Annotated in this window: 16 protein-coding genes; 10 read left to right on the top strand and 6 right to left on the bottom strand. The window is 42.4% G+C overall.

The genetic code is table 11. The features are described from left to right. Window positions 1-263 precede the first annotated feature (263 nt). The 3 genes from mecA (at window position 264) to pepF (ending at window position 4,186) form a co-directional block, all read left to right on the top strand. Window positions 264-962 carry an adaptor protein MecA gene (mecA, locus tag LC065_RS18865; RefSeq protein WP_226588118.1) on the top strand — a complete coding sequence of 233 codons (699 nt, stop codon included), beginning with the start codon at window positions 264-266 and terminating at the stop codon, window positions 960-962. A 186-nt stretch (window positions 963-1,148) separates the two neighbouring features. Beyond that, window positions 1,149-2,312, top strand: a complete 1,164-nt coding sequence (locus LC065_RS18860) for a competence protein CoiA (protein WP_226588120.1) — start codon at window positions 1,149-1,151, stop codon at window positions 2,310-2,312. A 65-nt stretch (window positions 2,313-2,377) separates the two neighbouring features. Further along, the gene (gene pepF / locus LC065_RS18855) at window positions 2,378-4,186 is read left to right on the top strand and encodes an oligoendopeptidase F (RefSeq protein WP_226588122.1); all 1,809 of its coding nucleotides are present in this window, start codon (window positions 2,378-2,380) and stop codon (window positions 4,184-4,186) included. Window positions 4,187-4,226: 40 nt separating this feature from the next. Here pepF and LC065_RS18850 read toward each other — a convergent pair whose 3' ends face one another. The 4 genes from LC065_RS18850 to LC065_RS18835 form a co-directional block, all read right to left on the bottom strand. Next, window positions 4,227-4,409: a hypothetical protein gene (locus tag LC065_RS18850; protein WP_226588124.1), complete on the bottom strand. Its 183-nt coding sequence runs from the start codon at window positions 4,407-4,409 to the stop codon at window positions 4,227-4,229. Between the two features lie 90 nt (window positions 4,410-4,499). Continuing rightward, window positions 4,500-5,387, bottom strand: a complete 888-nt coding sequence (locus tag LC065_RS18845; RefSeq protein WP_306163629.1) for a ClpXP adapter SpxH family protein — start codon at window positions 5,385-5,387, stop codon at window positions 4,500-4,502. Further along, a complete protein-coding gene (locus LC065_RS18840; RefSeq protein ID WP_226588126.1) occupies window positions 5,384-5,782 on the bottom strand; it encodes a globin domain-containing protein in 399 nt (132 codons plus the stop codon). Before LC065_RS18840 ends, LC065_RS18845 begins: the two co-directional genes overlap by 4 nt. A gap of 54 nt (window positions 5,783-5,836) precedes the next feature. Then, entirely contained in the window at window positions 5,837-6,421 is a 585-nt protein-coding gene (locus tag LC065_RS18835) for a CYTH domain-containing protein (protein WP_226588128.1), read from the bottom strand. A gap of 133 nt (window positions 6,422-6,554) precedes the next feature. On the opposite strand from LC065_RS18835, the gene LC065_RS18830 reads away from it, so the two are divergent. From LC065_RS18830 to LC065_RS18820, 3 genes are read left to right on the top strand one after another with little or no spacing between them, the layout of a single operon-like run. Next, window positions 6,555-7,193, top strand: coding sequence for a GTP diphosphokinase (locus tag LC065_RS18830; RefSeq protein WP_226588130.1), 639 nt, complete (start codon window positions 6,555-6,557; stop codon window positions 7,191-7,193). 16 nt (window positions 7,194-7,209) lie between these two features. After that, a complete protein-coding gene (locus LC065_RS18825; protein WP_160912035.1) occupies window positions 7,210-8,016 on the top strand; it encodes an NAD kinase in 807 nt (268 codons plus the stop codon). Window positions 8,017-8,035: 19 nt separating this feature from the next. Further along, window positions 8,036-8,890 carry an RluA family pseudouridine synthase gene (locus LC065_RS18820; protein ID WP_226588140.1) on the top strand — a complete coding sequence of 285 codons (855 nt, stop codon included), beginning with the start codon at window positions 8,036-8,038 and terminating at the stop codon, window positions 8,888-8,890. A 61-nt stretch (window positions 8,891-8,951) separates the two neighbouring features. Here LC065_RS18820 and prpE read toward each other — a convergent pair whose 3' ends face one another. After that, window positions 8,952-9,683, bottom strand: coding sequence for a bis(5'-nucleosyl)-tetraphosphatase PrpE (prpE, locus tag LC065_RS18815; RefSeq protein ID WP_226588142.1), 732 nt, complete (start codon window positions 9,681-9,683; stop codon window positions 8,952-8,954). Between the two features lie 262 nt (window positions 9,684-9,945). Here prpE and mgtE point away from each other — a divergent pair, with 262 nt between their 5' ends. From mgtE to fabI, 3 genes are all read left to right on the top strand, one after another. Next, on the top strand, window positions 9,946-11,310 hold the full coding sequence (gene mgtE, locus LC065_RS18810; protein ID WP_306163628.1) for a magnesium transporter: 1,365 nt from the start codon (window positions 9,946-9,948) through the stop codon (window positions 11,308-11,310). A gap of 15 nt (window positions 11,311-11,325) precedes the next feature. After that, entirely contained in the window at window positions 11,326-13,188 is a 1,863-nt protein-coding gene (locus LC065_RS18805; RefSeq protein WP_226588144.1) for a monovalent cation:proton antiporter family protein, read from the top strand. Between the two features lie 637 nt (window positions 13,189-13,825). Further along, window positions 13,826-14,605, top strand: coding sequence for an enoyl-ACP reductase FabI (gene fabI / locus LC065_RS18800; RefSeq protein WP_089653955.1), 780 nt, complete (start codon window positions 13,826-13,828; stop codon window positions 14,603-14,605). Between the two features lie 53 nt (window positions 14,606-14,658). Here the strand turns inward: fabI and LC065_RS18795 are convergent, their stop codons facing one another. After that, window positions 14,659-15,681: an EAL domain-containing protein gene (locus LC065_RS18795; RefSeq protein WP_226588146.1), complete on the bottom strand. Its 1,023-nt coding sequence runs from the start codon at window positions 15,679-15,681 to the stop codon at window positions 14,659-14,661. A 182-nt stretch (window positions 15,682-15,863) separates the two neighbouring features. On the opposite strand from LC065_RS18795, the gene LC065_RS18790 reads away from it, so the two are divergent. Continuing rightward, the gene (locus LC065_RS18790) at window positions 15,864-16,415 is read left to right on the top strand and encodes a CotO family spore coat protein (protein ID WP_226588148.1); all 552 of its coding nucleotides are present in this window, start codon (window positions 15,864-15,866) and stop codon (window positions 16,413-16,415) included. Window positions 16,416-16,440 lie beyond the last annotated feature (25 nt).

Below are 16,440 nucleotides of genomic sequence, written 5' to 3'. Positions count from 1 at the left end.
TAAGGGAATAAGCTAAAATGAAAAGTCAATCAACCGAATGAGGGTCTATTTCCATGTTTATTCATGGCACAAATGGTTATATGCTGAAATCGAGCATTTTGTTTTCCAAACAGCCTTTGCTGTCATACAATAGAAGTACATCAACCCTTATCTCTACACATCTTTACGGTTGAAGCTTTGGCCTAACGGGTAAGGTTTTATAAGCGACGCAAGGGTGAGTGTTCCCTTCCCCCTTAAAACATGACAAGAAGGGAGAGAAACGTATGGAAATCGAACGCATTAATGAAAATACCGTTAAATTTTACGTAACATATCAAGATGTAGAACAAAGAGGTTTTGACAGAGAAGAAATCTGGTATAACCGAGAACGCAGTGAACAGCTTTTTTGGGAAATGATGGATGAAGTGAACGATCAGGAAAACTTCCAAGCTGATGGGCCATTGTGGATTCAGGTTCAGGCGATGGACAAAGGACTAGAAGTGATCGTTACTAAGGCACAAGTTTCCCAGGATGGCCAAAAGCTCGAACTTCCGAATGAGGACGGTAAGGCAATTGATGTTCCAGTGGATGAAAAACTGGAATCACTGCTTGATGATAAATTCCATTCTTCCGAAGACTATGATCAAAGGAATGAGTACGATGAGGATCAGGAGGAGTCAGATGAACCTCTGACGTTCACTCTCAAGTTCAACGATTTTGAAGATGTGATCCAACTGAGCCATTACGTATTACCGGCTGAATCCATGGAGCAGCGCTTATTCCATTATGAAGATCGTTACTATTTATATATTCAATTTAATGATGAGAATATGAGTGATGATGACCAAGAAAATGTGTTGAGTCAACTTATGGAATACGGACATGAGTCATCCCTTACGGTTCACAGGTTAGAGGAGTATGGAAAAACGATTTTTAACGAGCAGGCATTGGAATCAGTAAAAGAATATTTCCCTGTCGATTAATTCGATGAGCACACAACTCCGTGTGCTTATTTTTTTGTCTTAAATGGTATCTTTTCACCCTAAGAGAGCATTTTTCTACTAAAAGGCCTAGATTCGAGATGTCAAGTTTTATTATTTTTTACATATTCCAAGTGGGCGTGAGAAGCAGGATTATTGAAGTTTTATGTCGAATAAAGGGGGTAGGAGGTGAATAAACAGGTGTTGTATGCTTTGGATACAAATGGAGAATTACAATCTTTGTACCAACTGACACAAGTGGAAATAGAATACGCAAGGAAAACCCCTTATTTTTGTCCTGTCTGTCATGAAATATTGAGGATACGATCAGGAACACGTACAGTCCCTCACTTTTCACATCTACCTAAAAGCAATTGTACGGAGATAAAAGGAGGGGAGACTGTCGAACATGATCGAGGGAAATGGCGGTTATTTACATGGTTGAAAAATCAAGGGTATGACGTTCACCTGGAGCAATACTTGCCAGAGATTAGACAACGACCAGATTTATACTTAATCGCTAATAAAAAGGAAATTGCGATTGAGTATCAGTGTGCGACTGTTTCAAAGCGCGAAATTAATAAACGAACACTCTCCTACCTTCATGCGGGGATCTTTCCTCTTTGGATTCTCGGTGCAAAGCACCTTCATTCCTCGAACTCCCATCATTATTCTCTTAGTGACTTTACCCGCTCCTTTCTTTATTATTTCCATGATAATTATCACTTATATTTCTTTCATGCTTCAAAAAACATCATTTGTGTTCTTTCCAATGCAAGATCCACAGGTGGACGCCGGGTTTTTGCAAACACATTTTCTTCAACTATAACGAACCTGAGTTTTGCACAGTTATTTTCCTCAGTATCCGTCAGCCACGGTGATGATCATTTCTTAAAAGACCTGGAGAGGTTATGGTATAAAAATCGCACGGTGTATCAGAGTCAAGTAAGTTCTGATGAACGGCAATATCGTCAGTATCTTTACTTAAGGGGTTATCACTTCTCGCTGATCCCGAGCATTTGTTATTTACCTGTTCCTGGGCAGGTTCAAGCCGGAGGGAAGCCGTATATATGGCAAACCCGCCTTTTCCTCGATCATTTCTTCCACCTGCCCATAGGAGCCCTCGTCGACTTTCCCTTCTTGAAGACCCCTTCGACTTTAAACGGATATGTCCCTCATTTAAGCCAACAATATCTAGACTTACTTACTCAATTAAATATCATAGAAAAAACAGGGAAGAATAATTATATCAAGAAGAAACAGGTCTCCTTCCATAAACGAGTGGAGGATGCATTGGAAGATGACCGCAGGACGTTGGAACAGTTGAAAAATTTACAAAGAATTAAGATTTAAGAAGGGATTTGCACCTTAATCGAGAAATTTTTAGGGTGACGAATTATTTTGAAGGAGGATGTTGGATGTCGTCTGCGAAAGAGCTACCCAAAAGAGAAGAAATACCTGTTGAGAAAACTTGGGACCTAGAAGCCATGTTTGCAACAGATGAAGAATGGTATAAAGAATTAGAAGAAGCAAAAGAGCTGCTTCCTGAATTAGAAAAGTACCAGGGGAAACTGGGGGAATCAGCAGAACAGCTTTATGAGCTTCTTTCCTTTCAAGATAAAATTTCCAATAAAATAGGCTTGTTGTACACTTATGCCCATATGAGAAATGACCAGGATACAACGAATGCACATTATCAGGAGATGAATGCAAAGGCTGAGAACTTATACACGAAGATTGCATCTGCTATGAGTTTCATCGTTCCGGAGATTCTTGCTCTTCCTGAAGGGAAAGTGAAAAACTTTATTGAATCTTATGAGCCTCTAGAGCTATATGAACACACACTCGATGAGATTACACGCCAACGTGCTCATGTACTGAGTGAAAAGGAAGAGAAATTGTTGGCTGGATTCTCAGAGATTGGTGCCAACCCTTCACAAACTTTTGGCGCTTTAAATAATGCGGATCTCACTTTTCCTACCATTAAAAACGAAAAAGGCGAAGAGGTTGATCTAACCCACGGGCGCTATATCAATTTTTTGAAGTCAGATGATCGTGAAGTGCGGAAATCTGCATTTGATGCCATGTACGATACGTTTGGATCGTTCAAGAACACATTTGCATCAACACTCGGTGGACATGTGAAGAAGAACAACTTCAACGCGTCTGTAAGGAAGTATGACCGGGCACGACAGGCGAAACTAGACAGCAATAATATCCCGGAGTCGGTTTATGATAACCTGTTGGAAGCAGTAAACGAAAGACTACCTCTCTTACATCGCTATGCAGAGCTTCGTAAAGAAGTGCTGGACCTTGATGAGGTTCACATGTATGACATGTATACACCACTTGTGAAAGATGCAGAGATGGAAATTCCTTACGAAGAAGCTAAGGAATTGGTCACCAAAGGCCTGGAGCCGCTGGGTGAAGAATACGTCAATATAGTAAAAGAAGGGTTTGAAAATCGCTGGATTGACGTTGAGGAGAATAAAGGGAAACGAAGCGGGGCTTATTCATCAGGTCATTATGGAACAAACCCATATATCCTTATGAACTGGCAGGATAATGTAAACAATTTATTCACCTTAGCCCATGAACTCGGGCATTCTCTTCATAGCTATTACACACATAAAAATCAGCCGTACCGTTATGGCAATTACTCTATTTTCGTGGCAGAGGTGGCTTCCACTTGTAATGAAGCGCTTCTAAATGACTACATGATTAAGAAAACAAACAGTGAAAAAGAGAAGCTTTATTTGTTGAACAACTTTTTGGAAGGATTCCGTGGGACGGTTTTCCGCCAGACGATGTTTGCTGAATTTGAACATGAGATTCATATGCAGGCACAGAATGGCGAAGCTTTGACGGCTGAAAAACTGACGGAAATTTATTATGATCTCAACAAGAAATACTTCGGAGATAACATTGTGATTGATGAAAAAATTGGTCTTGAATGGGCGCGTATCCCGCATTTCTATATGGGGTACTATGTCTATCAGTACTCTACCGGCTATGCAGCTGCACAGGCATTAGCTGGACAGATCCTTGAAGAAGGAGAACCAGCGGTTGAACGCTACAAGAACTTCTTGAAGGCGGGTAGCAGCGACTATCCGATTGAGGTGCTAAAGCAGGCCGGTGTCGATATGACATCGAAAGATCCAATCTTATCTGCGTTGGATGTTTTTGAAGAAAAATTAAACGAAATGGAACAGCTTCTGAAGAAATAACACAATGAAACCCACAGAACAAATGGTTCTGTGGGTTTCATTATTTAAAACCGCGGAATGTTTTTTTGTGGGATGGTATGGATACGACTAAGTATATCGCAATGAACAATAAAGGGGAACTAATGTAAATAGGGTATAAGTTCATGAGCGCGAACAAGTGGAAAGCAGCAAGGAATAAAATACTGATGACGAAGAGAAGAACTACCCAAATTTTCATTTTCATCTCCACACACACCTCCATGGTTCATTTTATGGAGGGGAATGGGTGCACATGACTTTGCCATTGAAAAAACTCCCGTTTCCGGGAGTTTGATCAACTTTCAATATACTGCCAGAAAGCTCCATGTTTAACGGGGATTTCACGGACTTTTTGCTTGAGTACCAGCTTTTTCATTTCTCGCTTGGCTTCTTGTTCCGTCCAGTCATATACGACGGCAATCTCTTTGTTGGCGACGAAGCGATAGTGTTGCAAGAAATCCTCCAAAGCTGGTTTGATTCCTAGCTTTGGATCTTTTTGCAGCATTTCTTTCAACACTTTCACATAAACGTCGTAAGTGTATAAACCTGTGATTTTTAAGCCGGCATCTTCTTCTGATTCGTTGAAAACGACAATGGTGGGAGTGGAATCCACGTCCATCTCATGAGCTAGTTTTAAGTCACACTGTAAGGCCCTTCTTGCGGCGTCTCCGTGGAGATCTTTTTTGAATTCAGATACATCAAGACGGGATTTTTCGGCGCACTCAATTAAAACTGATTCATCTGAAATGTTCTGTTTTTCCAAGAAAACATACTCCTGTACTTTCCGTAAGAAACGCATACCAGCTTTTTTTCCCTGCAATTCAGCGGCTTTTACTGCAAGAGCTGTGGCTAACGGGGAGGATACAGGGTTTTCAAGCCATACATCTCCGTCACAGCACATGCCTGTACGTGAACCGGTTTTGTCCCACGCCTCTTTCAAATTTTCAGGCTTTTTTATTTTATTTTGGTGTAACGAAGCAAGCTTCCCGCTGATGATCGGACGGAGAGTAAAGAAGCGTCCGTATTCGATCGTGAGCTTTTTGAGGAAGGGTTCCAGTGACCAGCATTCAGGGCATAGGGGATCAATGAAAACATAGATCTCAATCGGTCGTTTCAGTAAATCGAAAAAACCGCTTGCTGTTCCTGCTTTTTCGCTGTCACTGTTTAAACTTTTCCAACTCACATCGATTCTCCTTTCTCATCTTCTGGTGAATTCATCATATGGTTTGCGGTCATCGTTAGCCTCTCAAACATGAAAGAACGATGAGGTTCTTGAATATCAACCTCATTCATGGCACCGGACATACAGGATAACCATGCATCTCTTCTTGTCGGGGTAATTTTGAAAGGCAGGTGTCTTGCCCGTAACATCGGATGGCCATGCTCCTCAACATAGAGTGGTGGCCCCCCGAAAAACTGTGTTAAGAATTGTTTTTGTTTTCGTATGGTCTCAGTGAGATCGTCCGGAAAGATTGGAGTTAAATCCGGATGCTCACTAACACGTTTATAAAACGCTTCGACAAGCTCATCAATTTTATCTTTGCCAATTTCCTCAAAAAACGTTTCTCGTTGTTGCATAGCATCCCTTCCTGTCTGTTCATCATTTTAGCAATGAGGGCTAGAGAACAGCAACTATTCTGATTGCAGTCGCCTTCTATCGTAGAAACGCTTGATCTTATTATCTGTTTCACGCTTTGGAATATTGCATGCGTGCAGAATTTCTTCAATCACCTTTTTCCCGGTCTCTTTAGAACGGGCCTCTACTTCCAACTCATAATCTTCCTTGTCATAATAAAGGCTGTGGTCAAGGACGACGGTGGCCTCCTTGTATTCAACCTCTTTCCGTCTCGTTGTAAGAGAACCGAGGTAGTAGAGATTTTCCAAGGGAATACCCAGACCATTCAGTTGTTTAGACACGTGAGGTTTGTCTGTCATTTTGTCTTGAATCCAAAGGTTAGCTTCTTCTTCTGTGAGCGAATCATGAGTTTCAAGCAGACCTTCTGCATGAGGCTGCTTCAGAGTCAATGTCCATTGCCCATTTTTTTGACGAATTCTCAATGCAGCTCCCTGCTGCTTAAGATTTAGTTCTTCTGTTTCAAAATAATAATTGGTTTGCTCCATGAGTTCAACTGATTTGAATGGTAAAAAATGATAAACTTTTTCATACTCATCTTCTGTTAATAAGTTTTTAAACTCGATTTCAATTTCCTGTGCCATGGTTAAGACCTCCTGATCGTAGTATAATGTCAGGCGCTCTGCTTATTCTGCAGGCTAACTTTATGATACAATGAATGATGAACAAAACGCACATATTTACTATGAAGATTGGATACATAAAGGTGGTTGCTTGATGAATTGGGATATATTTATAGCACCTTATGCACAAGTAGTGGAAGAATTAAAAATTAAATTAAAAGGCATGCGCCGGCAGTTTGAATATGAGGAGGAACAATCTCCTATTGAATTTGTAACCGGACGCGTCAAGCCGAAATCAAGTATTATTGAAAAGGCTAGACGGAAAGCGATCAATCCTGAAAATATCGAAGAAGAATTACAGGATATAGCTGGTGTGAGAGTAGTCTGTCAATTCGTTGATGACATTTATGCGGTTGTTAACATGCTTCGGAACCGCCATGATTTTGAAATTGTAGAAGAGAAAGATTACGTTTCAAGGAAAAAGGATAGTGGGTATAGATCCTTTCACGTCATTATTCGTTATCCTGTGGAAACCATTCATGGAGAGAAAAAAGTGTTGGCGGAAATCCAAATCCGTACTCTTGCCATGAACTTTTGGGCGACCAATGAACACTCATTAAATTATAAGTATTCGGGGAAAATACCAGCAGAAATTAAATCACGTCTCAAACGTGCCGGTGAGGCTGCCTTTCAGTTGGATGAAGAGATGTCCAAAATAAAAAGCGAGATTCAAGAAGCTCAACGCGCGTTCTTAAGAAAAGAAGAACAAAAGAAAAACCCTAGAAAAACTTAAAGGAGTGGGTGGACCGATGAAGTTCTCGATCCTTTCAAAAGGTGATCAGAAATCGAACGAAATCCGTTCGAAAATTAAAAACTACTTGACGGAGTTTAAGTTGGAATACGATGAAGATGAACCCGATCTTGCCATTTCTGTCGGTGGGGATGGTACATTGTTGGAAGCTTTCCACACCTATGTTCACCGATTGGATAAAACAGCTTTCATTGGAATACATACCGGCCATCTCGGTTTTTATGCGGATTGGATGCCGGAAGAATTAGAAAAGCTGATCATAGAAATTGCGAAGACTCCATTTCAGGTGGTCGAGTACCCGCTCCTTGAAGTTACCATTCGCCCGAAAAGCGGGGGAGAAGAAGACCGTTACCTTGCACTGAATGAGTGTACGATCAAGACATCAGAAGGTTCGGTTGTTATGGACATTGAAATCAAAGGCGACCATTTTGAGACGTTCCGTGGTGACGGACTCTGCGTATCTACACCATCCGGGAGTACGGCTTATAATAAAGCGCTGGGAGGAGCTATTTTGCACCCTTCCCTTGAAGCCTTCCAAATTGCTGAAATGGCTTCCATCAATAACCGTGTGTTCCGTACGATTGGGTCCCCGTTGATTTTACCTAGTCATCATACATGCATGTTCAAGCCAAAGCACGACCGCAGTTTTCTTTTCACAATTGATCACATCACTCGTACCTATAAAGACGTAAAATCCATTCAATGCCGCGTGGCCGAAGAAAAAGTACGGTTTGCACGGTTCCGTCCATTCCCTTTCTGGAAACGTGTCCACGACTCCTTTGTAGCTGATGACTACTCAGAGTGATGTGAAAAAGAGTTGGCGGGTGACAGATGCTTACACGGGTTCTTCCATTCGTGATTTTTTGTTGCAAGCAGGTGAGTTTTCCCGTCAGTTGATAAAGAAGGTCCGTATGGAAGGTGCGGTATTGGTCAATGGATCTTATCAGGAGGAAATGTGGCGTCCATTAGAGACCGGGGATGAAGTCGTCGTCGTTTTTCCTAAAGAAGAAAGAGGGGCGATTTTTCCTCAACAGGGAACATTACCGATTATATTTGAGGATGAAGATGTTATGGTCCTTAACAAGCCCGCAGGAATCCCTGTAGTCCCCCCTTTTGACCAAAAAGAGCCTTCAATCGCAAGTTACTTGCTGTTCGAATATGAAAAAAGAGGGTATCCCTGCACGGCACATATTGTCACGAGGCTGGACAGAGATACTTCTGGATTGATGTTAATTTCTAAACACGCGTATAGTCATAGGCTGCTTTCCAATAAATTGGACTTGATATCACGACAGTATGTAGCCATTATTGAAGGGGAATTGAGGGAAAAGGAAGGTCTCATTGATGAGCCAATCGGTCGTGCAGAAGACTCCATCATTCGAAGAGTCGTAACACCGGAGGGTAAGCCTTCAAAAACTCAGTTCCAACTGATAAATCAGGAGAATGATTACTCCCGTGTCCGGTTTAAGCTTCTCACCGGTCGGACGCACCAAATTCGTGTCCATATGGCTCATAGAGGGTATCCTTTAGCCGGAGACACGTTATATGGCGGGAACAAAATGGGAGGTATAGATGGTCAAGCCTTGCATTGTGAACGGCTTCATTTCATCCATCCATGGACGAAGAAAAAGTTGACCTTTACATCAGAACCACCAAAACATTGGGAACAATTTGCTTGAGAAGCATTGTGATCAATTGACGGTCTATAAAAAAGCAGGAGCACTCGAGTGCTCCTGCTTTTTAATATCTGAACTTTTCTTCTACGAAAGGCATGCTCGATGGTACACTGACAATTTCTTCTTCGGGCAGGCGGAAAGCGGTCAGCTTGCCTCCGAACACACACCCTGTATCTATATTAACGGTTTTGTTAACAAAACGGGGTTCACGGACTGGGGTATGTCCATAAACGATCCAACGATTCCCTGTGTAATGCTGTGCCCAGTCTCGCCTGACAGGACGACCGTCCGGCAGCTTCTCACCTGTAATGTCTCCATAGAGAACGAACGTTTCGATTTTTTTACTTTTATGTCCGATATCTTCTTCACGGATTCCAGCATGAGCAACAACCGCATCCACATCTTTTAAAATCAAGTGCAGAGGAGATTGTTCATATAAGTGTATGAATTGATGTTTGATCTCCTTCTGTGCTTCTTTAGATAGGGAACGGTATTCCTCAGCGGTGGTCTCCAGTCCATGCTTTTCTTGGACTGGATTTCCTATGAAAAAGCGGTACAATTTGTTGCAATGATTTCCCGGGACATAATGGGCTCCCTTTTCAGTAACTAAACGATAGACGAAGGTTATGCAATCCATGGATGAGGGGCCACGGTCAGTAATATCTCCGACGAAGACTGGAGTTCGTCCGTCAGGGTGTTGCGGGAGACCATCGCTCCATTCGTAGCCGAGTTCATCGAATAAATGTTTTAACTCTTCAAAGCAGCCGTGGATGTCCCCGATTATGTCGTAGTTCATGGTCAGTCTCCTTTAGTCATTCAATAATTGTCTTATCCATAAGGGATTTGGCACTGTCCTATATATAGAAGATATTTTTCCCAAGCCTTTGAAATACTAAACATACGAGGAGTTTGTTCCCTAAGAATGATTTCTTCTGTTAAACTACATTTATGTGATGAATTTGGCTGTTTAGAAATTGAGTAACTTTCGTTGACAAACATCAGTATCGCCATTAAGATTAAACGGTCAAAAACGAAATAGACACTGGGGAGGGTTGCTTATGGAACACTTAGATGACCAGGAGCGCCAAGAGGTTTGGACCAATATTAAAGATGCCTTGTTCAATGATCATATCGACCAGTTCCGTGCAGAATTTCTCGAACTGCATCCATATGACCAGGCCCGGATCTTTGAAGATTTAGATGAAGAAATACGGATGCAGATATACACCTACCTCTCTCCGGAAGAGGTTGCAGATGTCATGGAGCACATCGATTATGATGAAATTGAACCCTTCTTTACTGAAATGGCCCCAGCTTTTGCTGCGCAAGTCTTCGCTGAAATGTCGACGGATGATGCCGTTGATATTTTAAACGAATTAGATAAAGATAAAGTGGCGAGTTTCTTGACGATCATGGATGATGATGCAGCTGACGAAATCAAAGACCTGCTTCATTATGAAGAGAAAACCGCCGGGTCAATAATGACAACAGAATTCGTTGTCGTTAAGGCCGGTATGACGATCAAGGAAGCGATGGTACATCTGAGAACAGAAGCCCCGGACGCCGAGACGATTTATTACACATATGTCATCAATGAAGATAAACGGCTCGTCGGTGTTATTTCGTTGAGGGATTTGATTATATCTGAAGAAGAATGGCTGATATCCGATGTTATGAATGAACGAGTGGTATCGGTCTCAGTCGGTGAAGATCAGGAAGAAGTGGCACGTATGGTGCGCGACTACGACTTTCTTGCCTTGCCGGTCGTTGATTTGCAGGACCATCTCCTAGGAATCATCACCGTCGATGACATTATGGACGTCATGGAAGAAGAAGCAAGTGATGATTATTCTAAACTTGCTGCCGTTTCTGACGTCGACAGTCCTGATGACAATGCTTTTGCATCAGCCAAAAAGCGTTTGCCTTGGCTTGTCATTTTACTTTTTTTAGGAAGCCTGACAGCCAGTCTGATCGGCCGTTTTGAGGACACCTTGGATCAAGTAGCTATCCTCGCTATTTTTATTCCGCTGATTGCCGGAATGGCGGGAAATACAGGAACGCAGGCACTAGCCGTTGCTGTCCGCGGTATCGCTACCGGGGAAATTGAAAAGCAAGGAAAATGGAAAATGATGATGAGAGAAGCAGGAACTGGTATTATTACTGGACTTTCCTGTGGTGTATTAATTACTCTCATTGTATATATATGGCATGAAAACTTTTTCTTAGGCGTATTAGTCGGATTGTCCATCTTTATGACCTTGGTTGTAGCAACATTGGCTGGCTCTCTCGTTCCCCTTCTTATGCATCGTTTAAAGATCGACCCTGCTGTTGCCTCAGGTCCATTCATTACAACAGTGAATGACTTGATCTCCATCCTGATTTACTTTGGATTGGCGACAGCTTTCATGAATTTATTGATTTAAGGAAGGAGGGCGAGTATGGAACATGGTGCATCAGTAACTTCTTTAGTTATTGTAATTATCGCAGCATTCATAACTCCCATCTTACTACACCGCTTTAAACTGAATGTCATTCCGGTTGTAGTAGCAGAAATCATCGTAGGATTAATCATCGGTCAAAGTGGATTTGACATCGTAGAGCAAGGAAGCTGGTTAGAGATCCTGTCCACATTAGGATTCATTTTCTTGATGTTTCTTAGTGGATTAGAAATTGATTTCTCTATTTTTGCCAGTAGAAAGAAGAAAGCTAAGCCGGAAAACCAAGGGACAGGGGCGCCAAATCCGGTGTGGGTGGCGACCACTGTTTTCATAGGCATCTTCGTCATTTCTCTGGCACTTTCTTATCTATTCGTGTTGGCAGGTTTTATTGACAATGCCTTCTTGATGACATTGATCATTTCTACCATTTCATTAGGTGTGGTCGTTCCGACATTGAAGGATGCACAAATGATGAAGACAACGATCGGTCAGACGATTCTCCTTATTGCAGTTATTGCTGACCTTGTGACAATGATTCTGCTTGCTGTTTTCGTATCCATTTATGGGGAGAGCGGTGGAAACACTTGGTTACTGCTCCTGCTTTTCGCAGCAGGTGTCCTTTTCTATTACATCGGCAAAAAGTTTCGTCATCAGTCGTTCGTGGAGACGATGGCCAAAGGGACCATTCAGATCGATACGCGTGCTGTGTTCACGCTCATCCTTCTTCTCGTCGCTTTATCTGAAACGGTAGGAGCAGAAAATATCCTAGGTGCTTTCTTAGCAGGTACACTCGTGTCCCTGCTGTCTCCTAACCCTGAGATGGTCAAGCGTTTGGACAGCTTCGGTTATGGATTCTTAATTCCTATCTTCTTCGTAATGGTTGGTGTGGAAATTGATATTTGGAGTCTATTTACTGATTCCCGTGTCCTCATATTGATTCCGTTGCTATTTATAGCCTTGCTCGTCTCGAAGATTGTTCCTGCTTTAATCTTGAGTAAGTGGTATGATAAGAAAACCGTTTTTGGCTCAGGTTTTATCCTTACTTCCACACTCTCTCTTGTGATTGCTGCGGCTGCCATTGGAAAGCGGGAAGGAATGATCGATGACCAAATGGAAGGCGCACTGATCCTAGTGGCTGTCCTGACATGTCTAGTGGCACCGATTGTCTTTAAAAAGGTTTATGGACGATTCGAAGACGAAGACCATAAAACGGTCGTATCCTTTATCGGATCCAACCGCATGACCTTACCGGTTGTACGAGAGCTGGATATTCATGCCTATGAAACGCATCTATACCATACAAAAATGGATAAAGTTGATGAACGGATCAGTCGTAATTGCTTTGATATTAAAGAGTTAGATGGTTATGATGTTGAGAAGATGAAGGAACTCGGAGTCTTCGAGGTAGACTTGTTAGTTGCTTCTACGGGTGACGAAGAACGAAATGCGGAGATTGCCCGCTTTGCGAAAGAGCAAGGAGTAGAGCGGATCATTGTCCGAGTAGAGTCTCCGGACTTATCTCAGGAAATGAAAGACCTCGATATCAATGTGTTCTCCGTATTCTTGTCTTCTAAAGCGCTCCTTAAAGCGATGATCGAAGCACCGAATGTTTTAGATATCTTAACCAAACAAGATAGTGCGCTTTATCAAATTAACATGAACAATTCAGTCTATAATGGCATTCACCTCCGCGAATTTCCATTTACCGGAGATGTCATTATGGTCAGAATCTTCCGTGGCAAAGATTCGATCGTGCCTCACGGGGATACAGAATTGAAGATGGGTGACCGCCTGATCGTCACAGGTTCTCATGAGTACGTGGAAGAACTGAAAATGGAACTGGAATATTGTGAATGGTGTTAACCCTCAACCGCTCCTTCTCATCACGAGAAGGAGCGGTTTTTCTATTTCCATTCTTCCACTATAGCTCCCTTTTCTTGAAGATTCATTTTCGAGACGATTGTGTTGTTCTTGGGGAACCCCTTTACAAAGTTAAATTGTCTTCCGCTACTTCGATTGTTACAAGCATAAAACGCTCTGTATCAAGCTTTCAGGATCCAAATACCTGGGATTAGAGTTCTGTACTTATAGTCCCATCAAACTGAATAGCTGATTATTCGTGAAGTGGTTTCGAGACACTGATATAGCAAAGGGGCGGAGGGGAATGGGGAGACTCCAGCGGGAAAAGAGTGCTAGGTGAGACCCCACAAGGCGTCAGCCTGAGGAGGCTCATCGCGCTCCCGCGGAAAGCGAGTCATTCCCCGTAGCCCCCATCCACTCAGAAAAAATCTCGAAATTAAGTCTTTCATAACCCTGCCATTATATTGAATAACATAATCATTTAATATCCTATTTTTGGATAGGTAATGGGCTTATGTGAGCGGAAATAGGGAAAGGATAAAGGGAAGTTTGTTTTTCAAAAGTTTATGGTTTAAAATAGGAGCAGGTACTAATAACAAATACTAATTTAGATTCTACTACCTCAAGGAGGGTGTTCAATATGAACTTTTCATTAGAAGGACGTACGTATGTCGTCATGGGAGTGGCGAACAAACGAAGCATTGCCTGGGGGATTGCCCGTTCGCTTCACTCGGCTGGAGCGCGTTTAATTTTCACAGTTGCATCGGAGCGGTTCAAGAAGTCGGTACAGGATCTTGCCGATACTCTAGAAGGTGGCGAGGAGTCACTTGTTTATGAATGTGACGTGACAGACGATGAAGCGATCATTCAGACATTTGAACAAATTGGAAAAGATGTAGGCACGATTCACGGCCTTGCGCACTGTATCGCATTTGCCAATCGTGAAGAATTGAAGGATGAATTCTTAAACACAAGTCGCGATGGTTTCCTTACTGCTCACAACATCAGCTCATATTCTCTAACAGCGGTCGCTCGTGCAGCCCAACCGTTGATGACAGATGGAGGAAGTATCGTAACCCTCACTTATCTTGGAGGGGAACAAGTTGTGAAGAATTATAACGTCATGGGTGTAGCGAAAGCGAGCCTTGATGCAAGTGTTAAATACTTAGCGAACGATCTTGGTAAACATAACATTCGAGTGAATGCTATCTCCGCTGGGCCAATCCGTACACTTTCCGCTAAGGGCGTCGGTGATTTTAATCAAATTCTTAAGGTGATTGAGGAACGTGCGCCATTGGGACGCCCTGTCACTCAAGAAGAAGTCGGTGACACCGGTTATTATCTAATGAGTGATCTATCTCGCGGCGTGACCGGAGAAGTGATTCATGTGGATTCCGGATTTAGTATTGTCGCTTACTAATCCAATCTTCAAGACGAAAACCCGTTTCTACCTTAGGTAGAAACGGGTTTTCGTCATTTATTAAACCAGGATTGAAGGTGTGTCCATACGGTTGCTTCCTTTTTGGAATGATTGAAGGTAACAAATCGCACCACTTCTGTTAATGGAATCACTTTTTTTCCATTAGTATCATGGATCAGTGCGGAGTGGTGATCATAGCTTCCTTGATAAGCCGATATCCATGTCATCAGTTCAGAAAATGTAGTACCCTTATCAATATTTAAAGGAAACATCTTGCTATTTCTTTGTTGTTTCAATTGTTCAGATATGGACCTTGGTAGCGGGGGAGGAGGATATCCAGGCTTTGCAAAATAATATCCCTGCATAAGGGAGATCCCCATTTGAATCAATTGAAGACACTCGCCCTCGGTTTCCACTCCTTCGGCAATTATTCCAGCCCCTAACTTCTTTCCAATATGCTGTAAAGCCTCTACCATGTATTGTTTTTCACGGAATTGATCGATATCGATGATCAAGGATCGATCGATTTTCATATAGTCCGGTTTTAATTCAGAAATCATCTGCAGTGAGGAATAACCGGCACCTACGTCATCTATGGCTACTTTAAATCCTTGTTCCCTATAATGTGTCAGCAGCTTTCGGAAGCTTTGAAAATCAGAAATGGCAGAGTGCTCGGTGATTTCAAAGACGATTTGGTCCGGGTTCAAGCTTGTATTTTTTAATACGGCATGGGTGAAACCTGGAGAGAAAGAATCGTCATGAATGACATTTGGAGTTAAATTCACCCACAATTGCTGTTCATTTTGCAAGTGGTCGGTGATTGAGTCGATGGCAAGCTCCCGTGTATGTTTTTCAAGTTGAAATAACCGGTTCGTCTGATCCGCGAATTGGAAGAGTTCCACAGGGCTTTTGAAATAAGTGGTCGGCGGAAATCTTGTCAGCGCCTCAAAACCGATGACGCTTTCTTTATGTATGTCGATGATGGGTTGATAATGCATAAAAAGCTTTTCCTCATTCATGTAAGAAGCGAGTACATCTTCTGTGGACTTGCGCTCTCGTTGTTGAGCAAGGCTCATGAAAACACTCCTAATCGGTGGTCTACACTTACCTTAACAACCGTAAGATAAAAGAATCACCGGGTTGTGTTAAATTTGTGTAAAATCATGAGAGATTTTGTCAGATGAGGACAAAAGTGAACATGGTCTGTGACTTAGGCATATACATAAAATGATGACCGAATGGAAAAGGAGAGATCTTGATGGCAGAAGAAAAGCGACTTGCTAAGCAGCCGATGCTTTATATTGTCCAGCCTAAGGGCTTGAAACCAGCAGAAGTCCCCATGCAAACAAGCTTTCGAAGTCAGCGTCCTTCTAAAGCAGAAGAGAAGACAGAACAGCCGCCGGCAGAAGCTCCATCGAATGAACGTGAAATACGGATGCGCAGACAAAACTCCCCTCACCGTCAAGAGCTGGCTAAATTGAACAAATCTGAAGAGCCTGAGGCGGGTGGAGACGAAAGGAATGAGGATGCTTCAGCTGTTAGTTCAGAAGAAAAGGTGGAAAAGGATGCACCACGAGATCGAAGACAACGATTCCATGACATGACGCTGGAGGAAAAAGTTTTATATTTCTTCAACCTTTCCCCTCACGTGCCTAAAATGAAATGTGAAGTAACGACAGAAGAGGAAAATTACCGGGGGTACATTACGGATTATGTAGATGGTGTCGTGCACATGAAAGTTTTTCAACGTCCGTTTCAGCGGGAGGTAGTATTTGAAGACATTAAAGATATTAGACTTCTAGGGTTTTAGTGAATTTTAAAAAAAACCGCGCATC

The organism is Halobacillus litoralis (genome assembly GCF_020524085.2).
Taxonomy (GTDB): Bacteria; Bacillota; Bacilli; order Bacillales; family Halobacillaceae; genus Halobacillus; species Halobacillus litoralis_E.
The sequence above is the reverse complement of the archived record's forward strand: the minus strand, read 5'-3'. Positions and strand labels throughout refer to the sequence as shown.

Coding starts and splice junctions, on each gene's coding strand:
- mecA (WP_226588118.1), top strand. CDS start 264: ATGGAAATCGAACGCATTAATGAAAATACCGTTAAATTTTACGTAACA.
- pepF (WP_226588122.1), top strand. CDS start 2,378: ATGTCGTCTGCGAAAGAGCTACCCAAAAGAGAAGAAATACCTGTTGAG.
- LC065_RS18850 (WP_226588124.1), bottom strand. CDS start 4,409: ATGAAAATGAAAATTTGGGTAGTTCTTCTCTTCGTCATCAGTATTTTA.
- LC065_RS18840 (WP_226588126.1), bottom strand. CDS start 5,782: ATGCAACAACGAGAAACGTTTTTTGAGGAAATTGGCAAAGATAAAATT.
- LC065_RS18835 (WP_226588128.1), bottom strand. CDS start 6,421: ATGGCACAGGAAATTGAAATCGAGTTTAAAAACTTATTAACAGAAGAT.
- LC065_RS18830 (WP_226588130.1), top strand. CDS start 6,555: ATGAATTGGGATATATTTATAGCACCTTATGCACAAGTAGTGGAAGAA.
- LC065_RS18825 (WP_160912035.1), top strand. CDS start 7,210: ATGAAGTTCTCGATCCTTTCAAAAGGTGATCAGAAATCGAACGAAATC.
- prpE (WP_226588142.1), bottom strand. CDS start 9,683: ATGAACTACGACATAATCGGGGACATCCACGGCTGCTTTGAAGAGTTA.
- mgtE (WP_306163628.1), top strand. CDS start 9,946: ATGGAACACTTAGATGACCAGGAGCGCCAAGAGGTTTGGACCAATATT.
- LC065_RS18805 (WP_226588144.1), top strand. CDS start 11,326: ATGGAACATGGTGCATCAGTAACTTCTTTAGTTATTGTAATTATCGCA.
- fabI (WP_089653955.1), top strand. CDS start 13,826: ATGAACTTTTCATTAGAAGGACGTACGTATGTCGTCATGGGAGTGGCG.
- LC065_RS18795 (WP_226588146.1), bottom strand. CDS start 15,681: ATGAGCCTTGCTCAACAACGAGAGCGCAAGTCCACAGAAGATGTACTC.
- LC065_RS18790 (WP_226588148.1), top strand. CDS start 15,864: ATGGCAGAAGAAAAGCGACTTGCTAAGCAGCCGATGCTTTATATTGTC.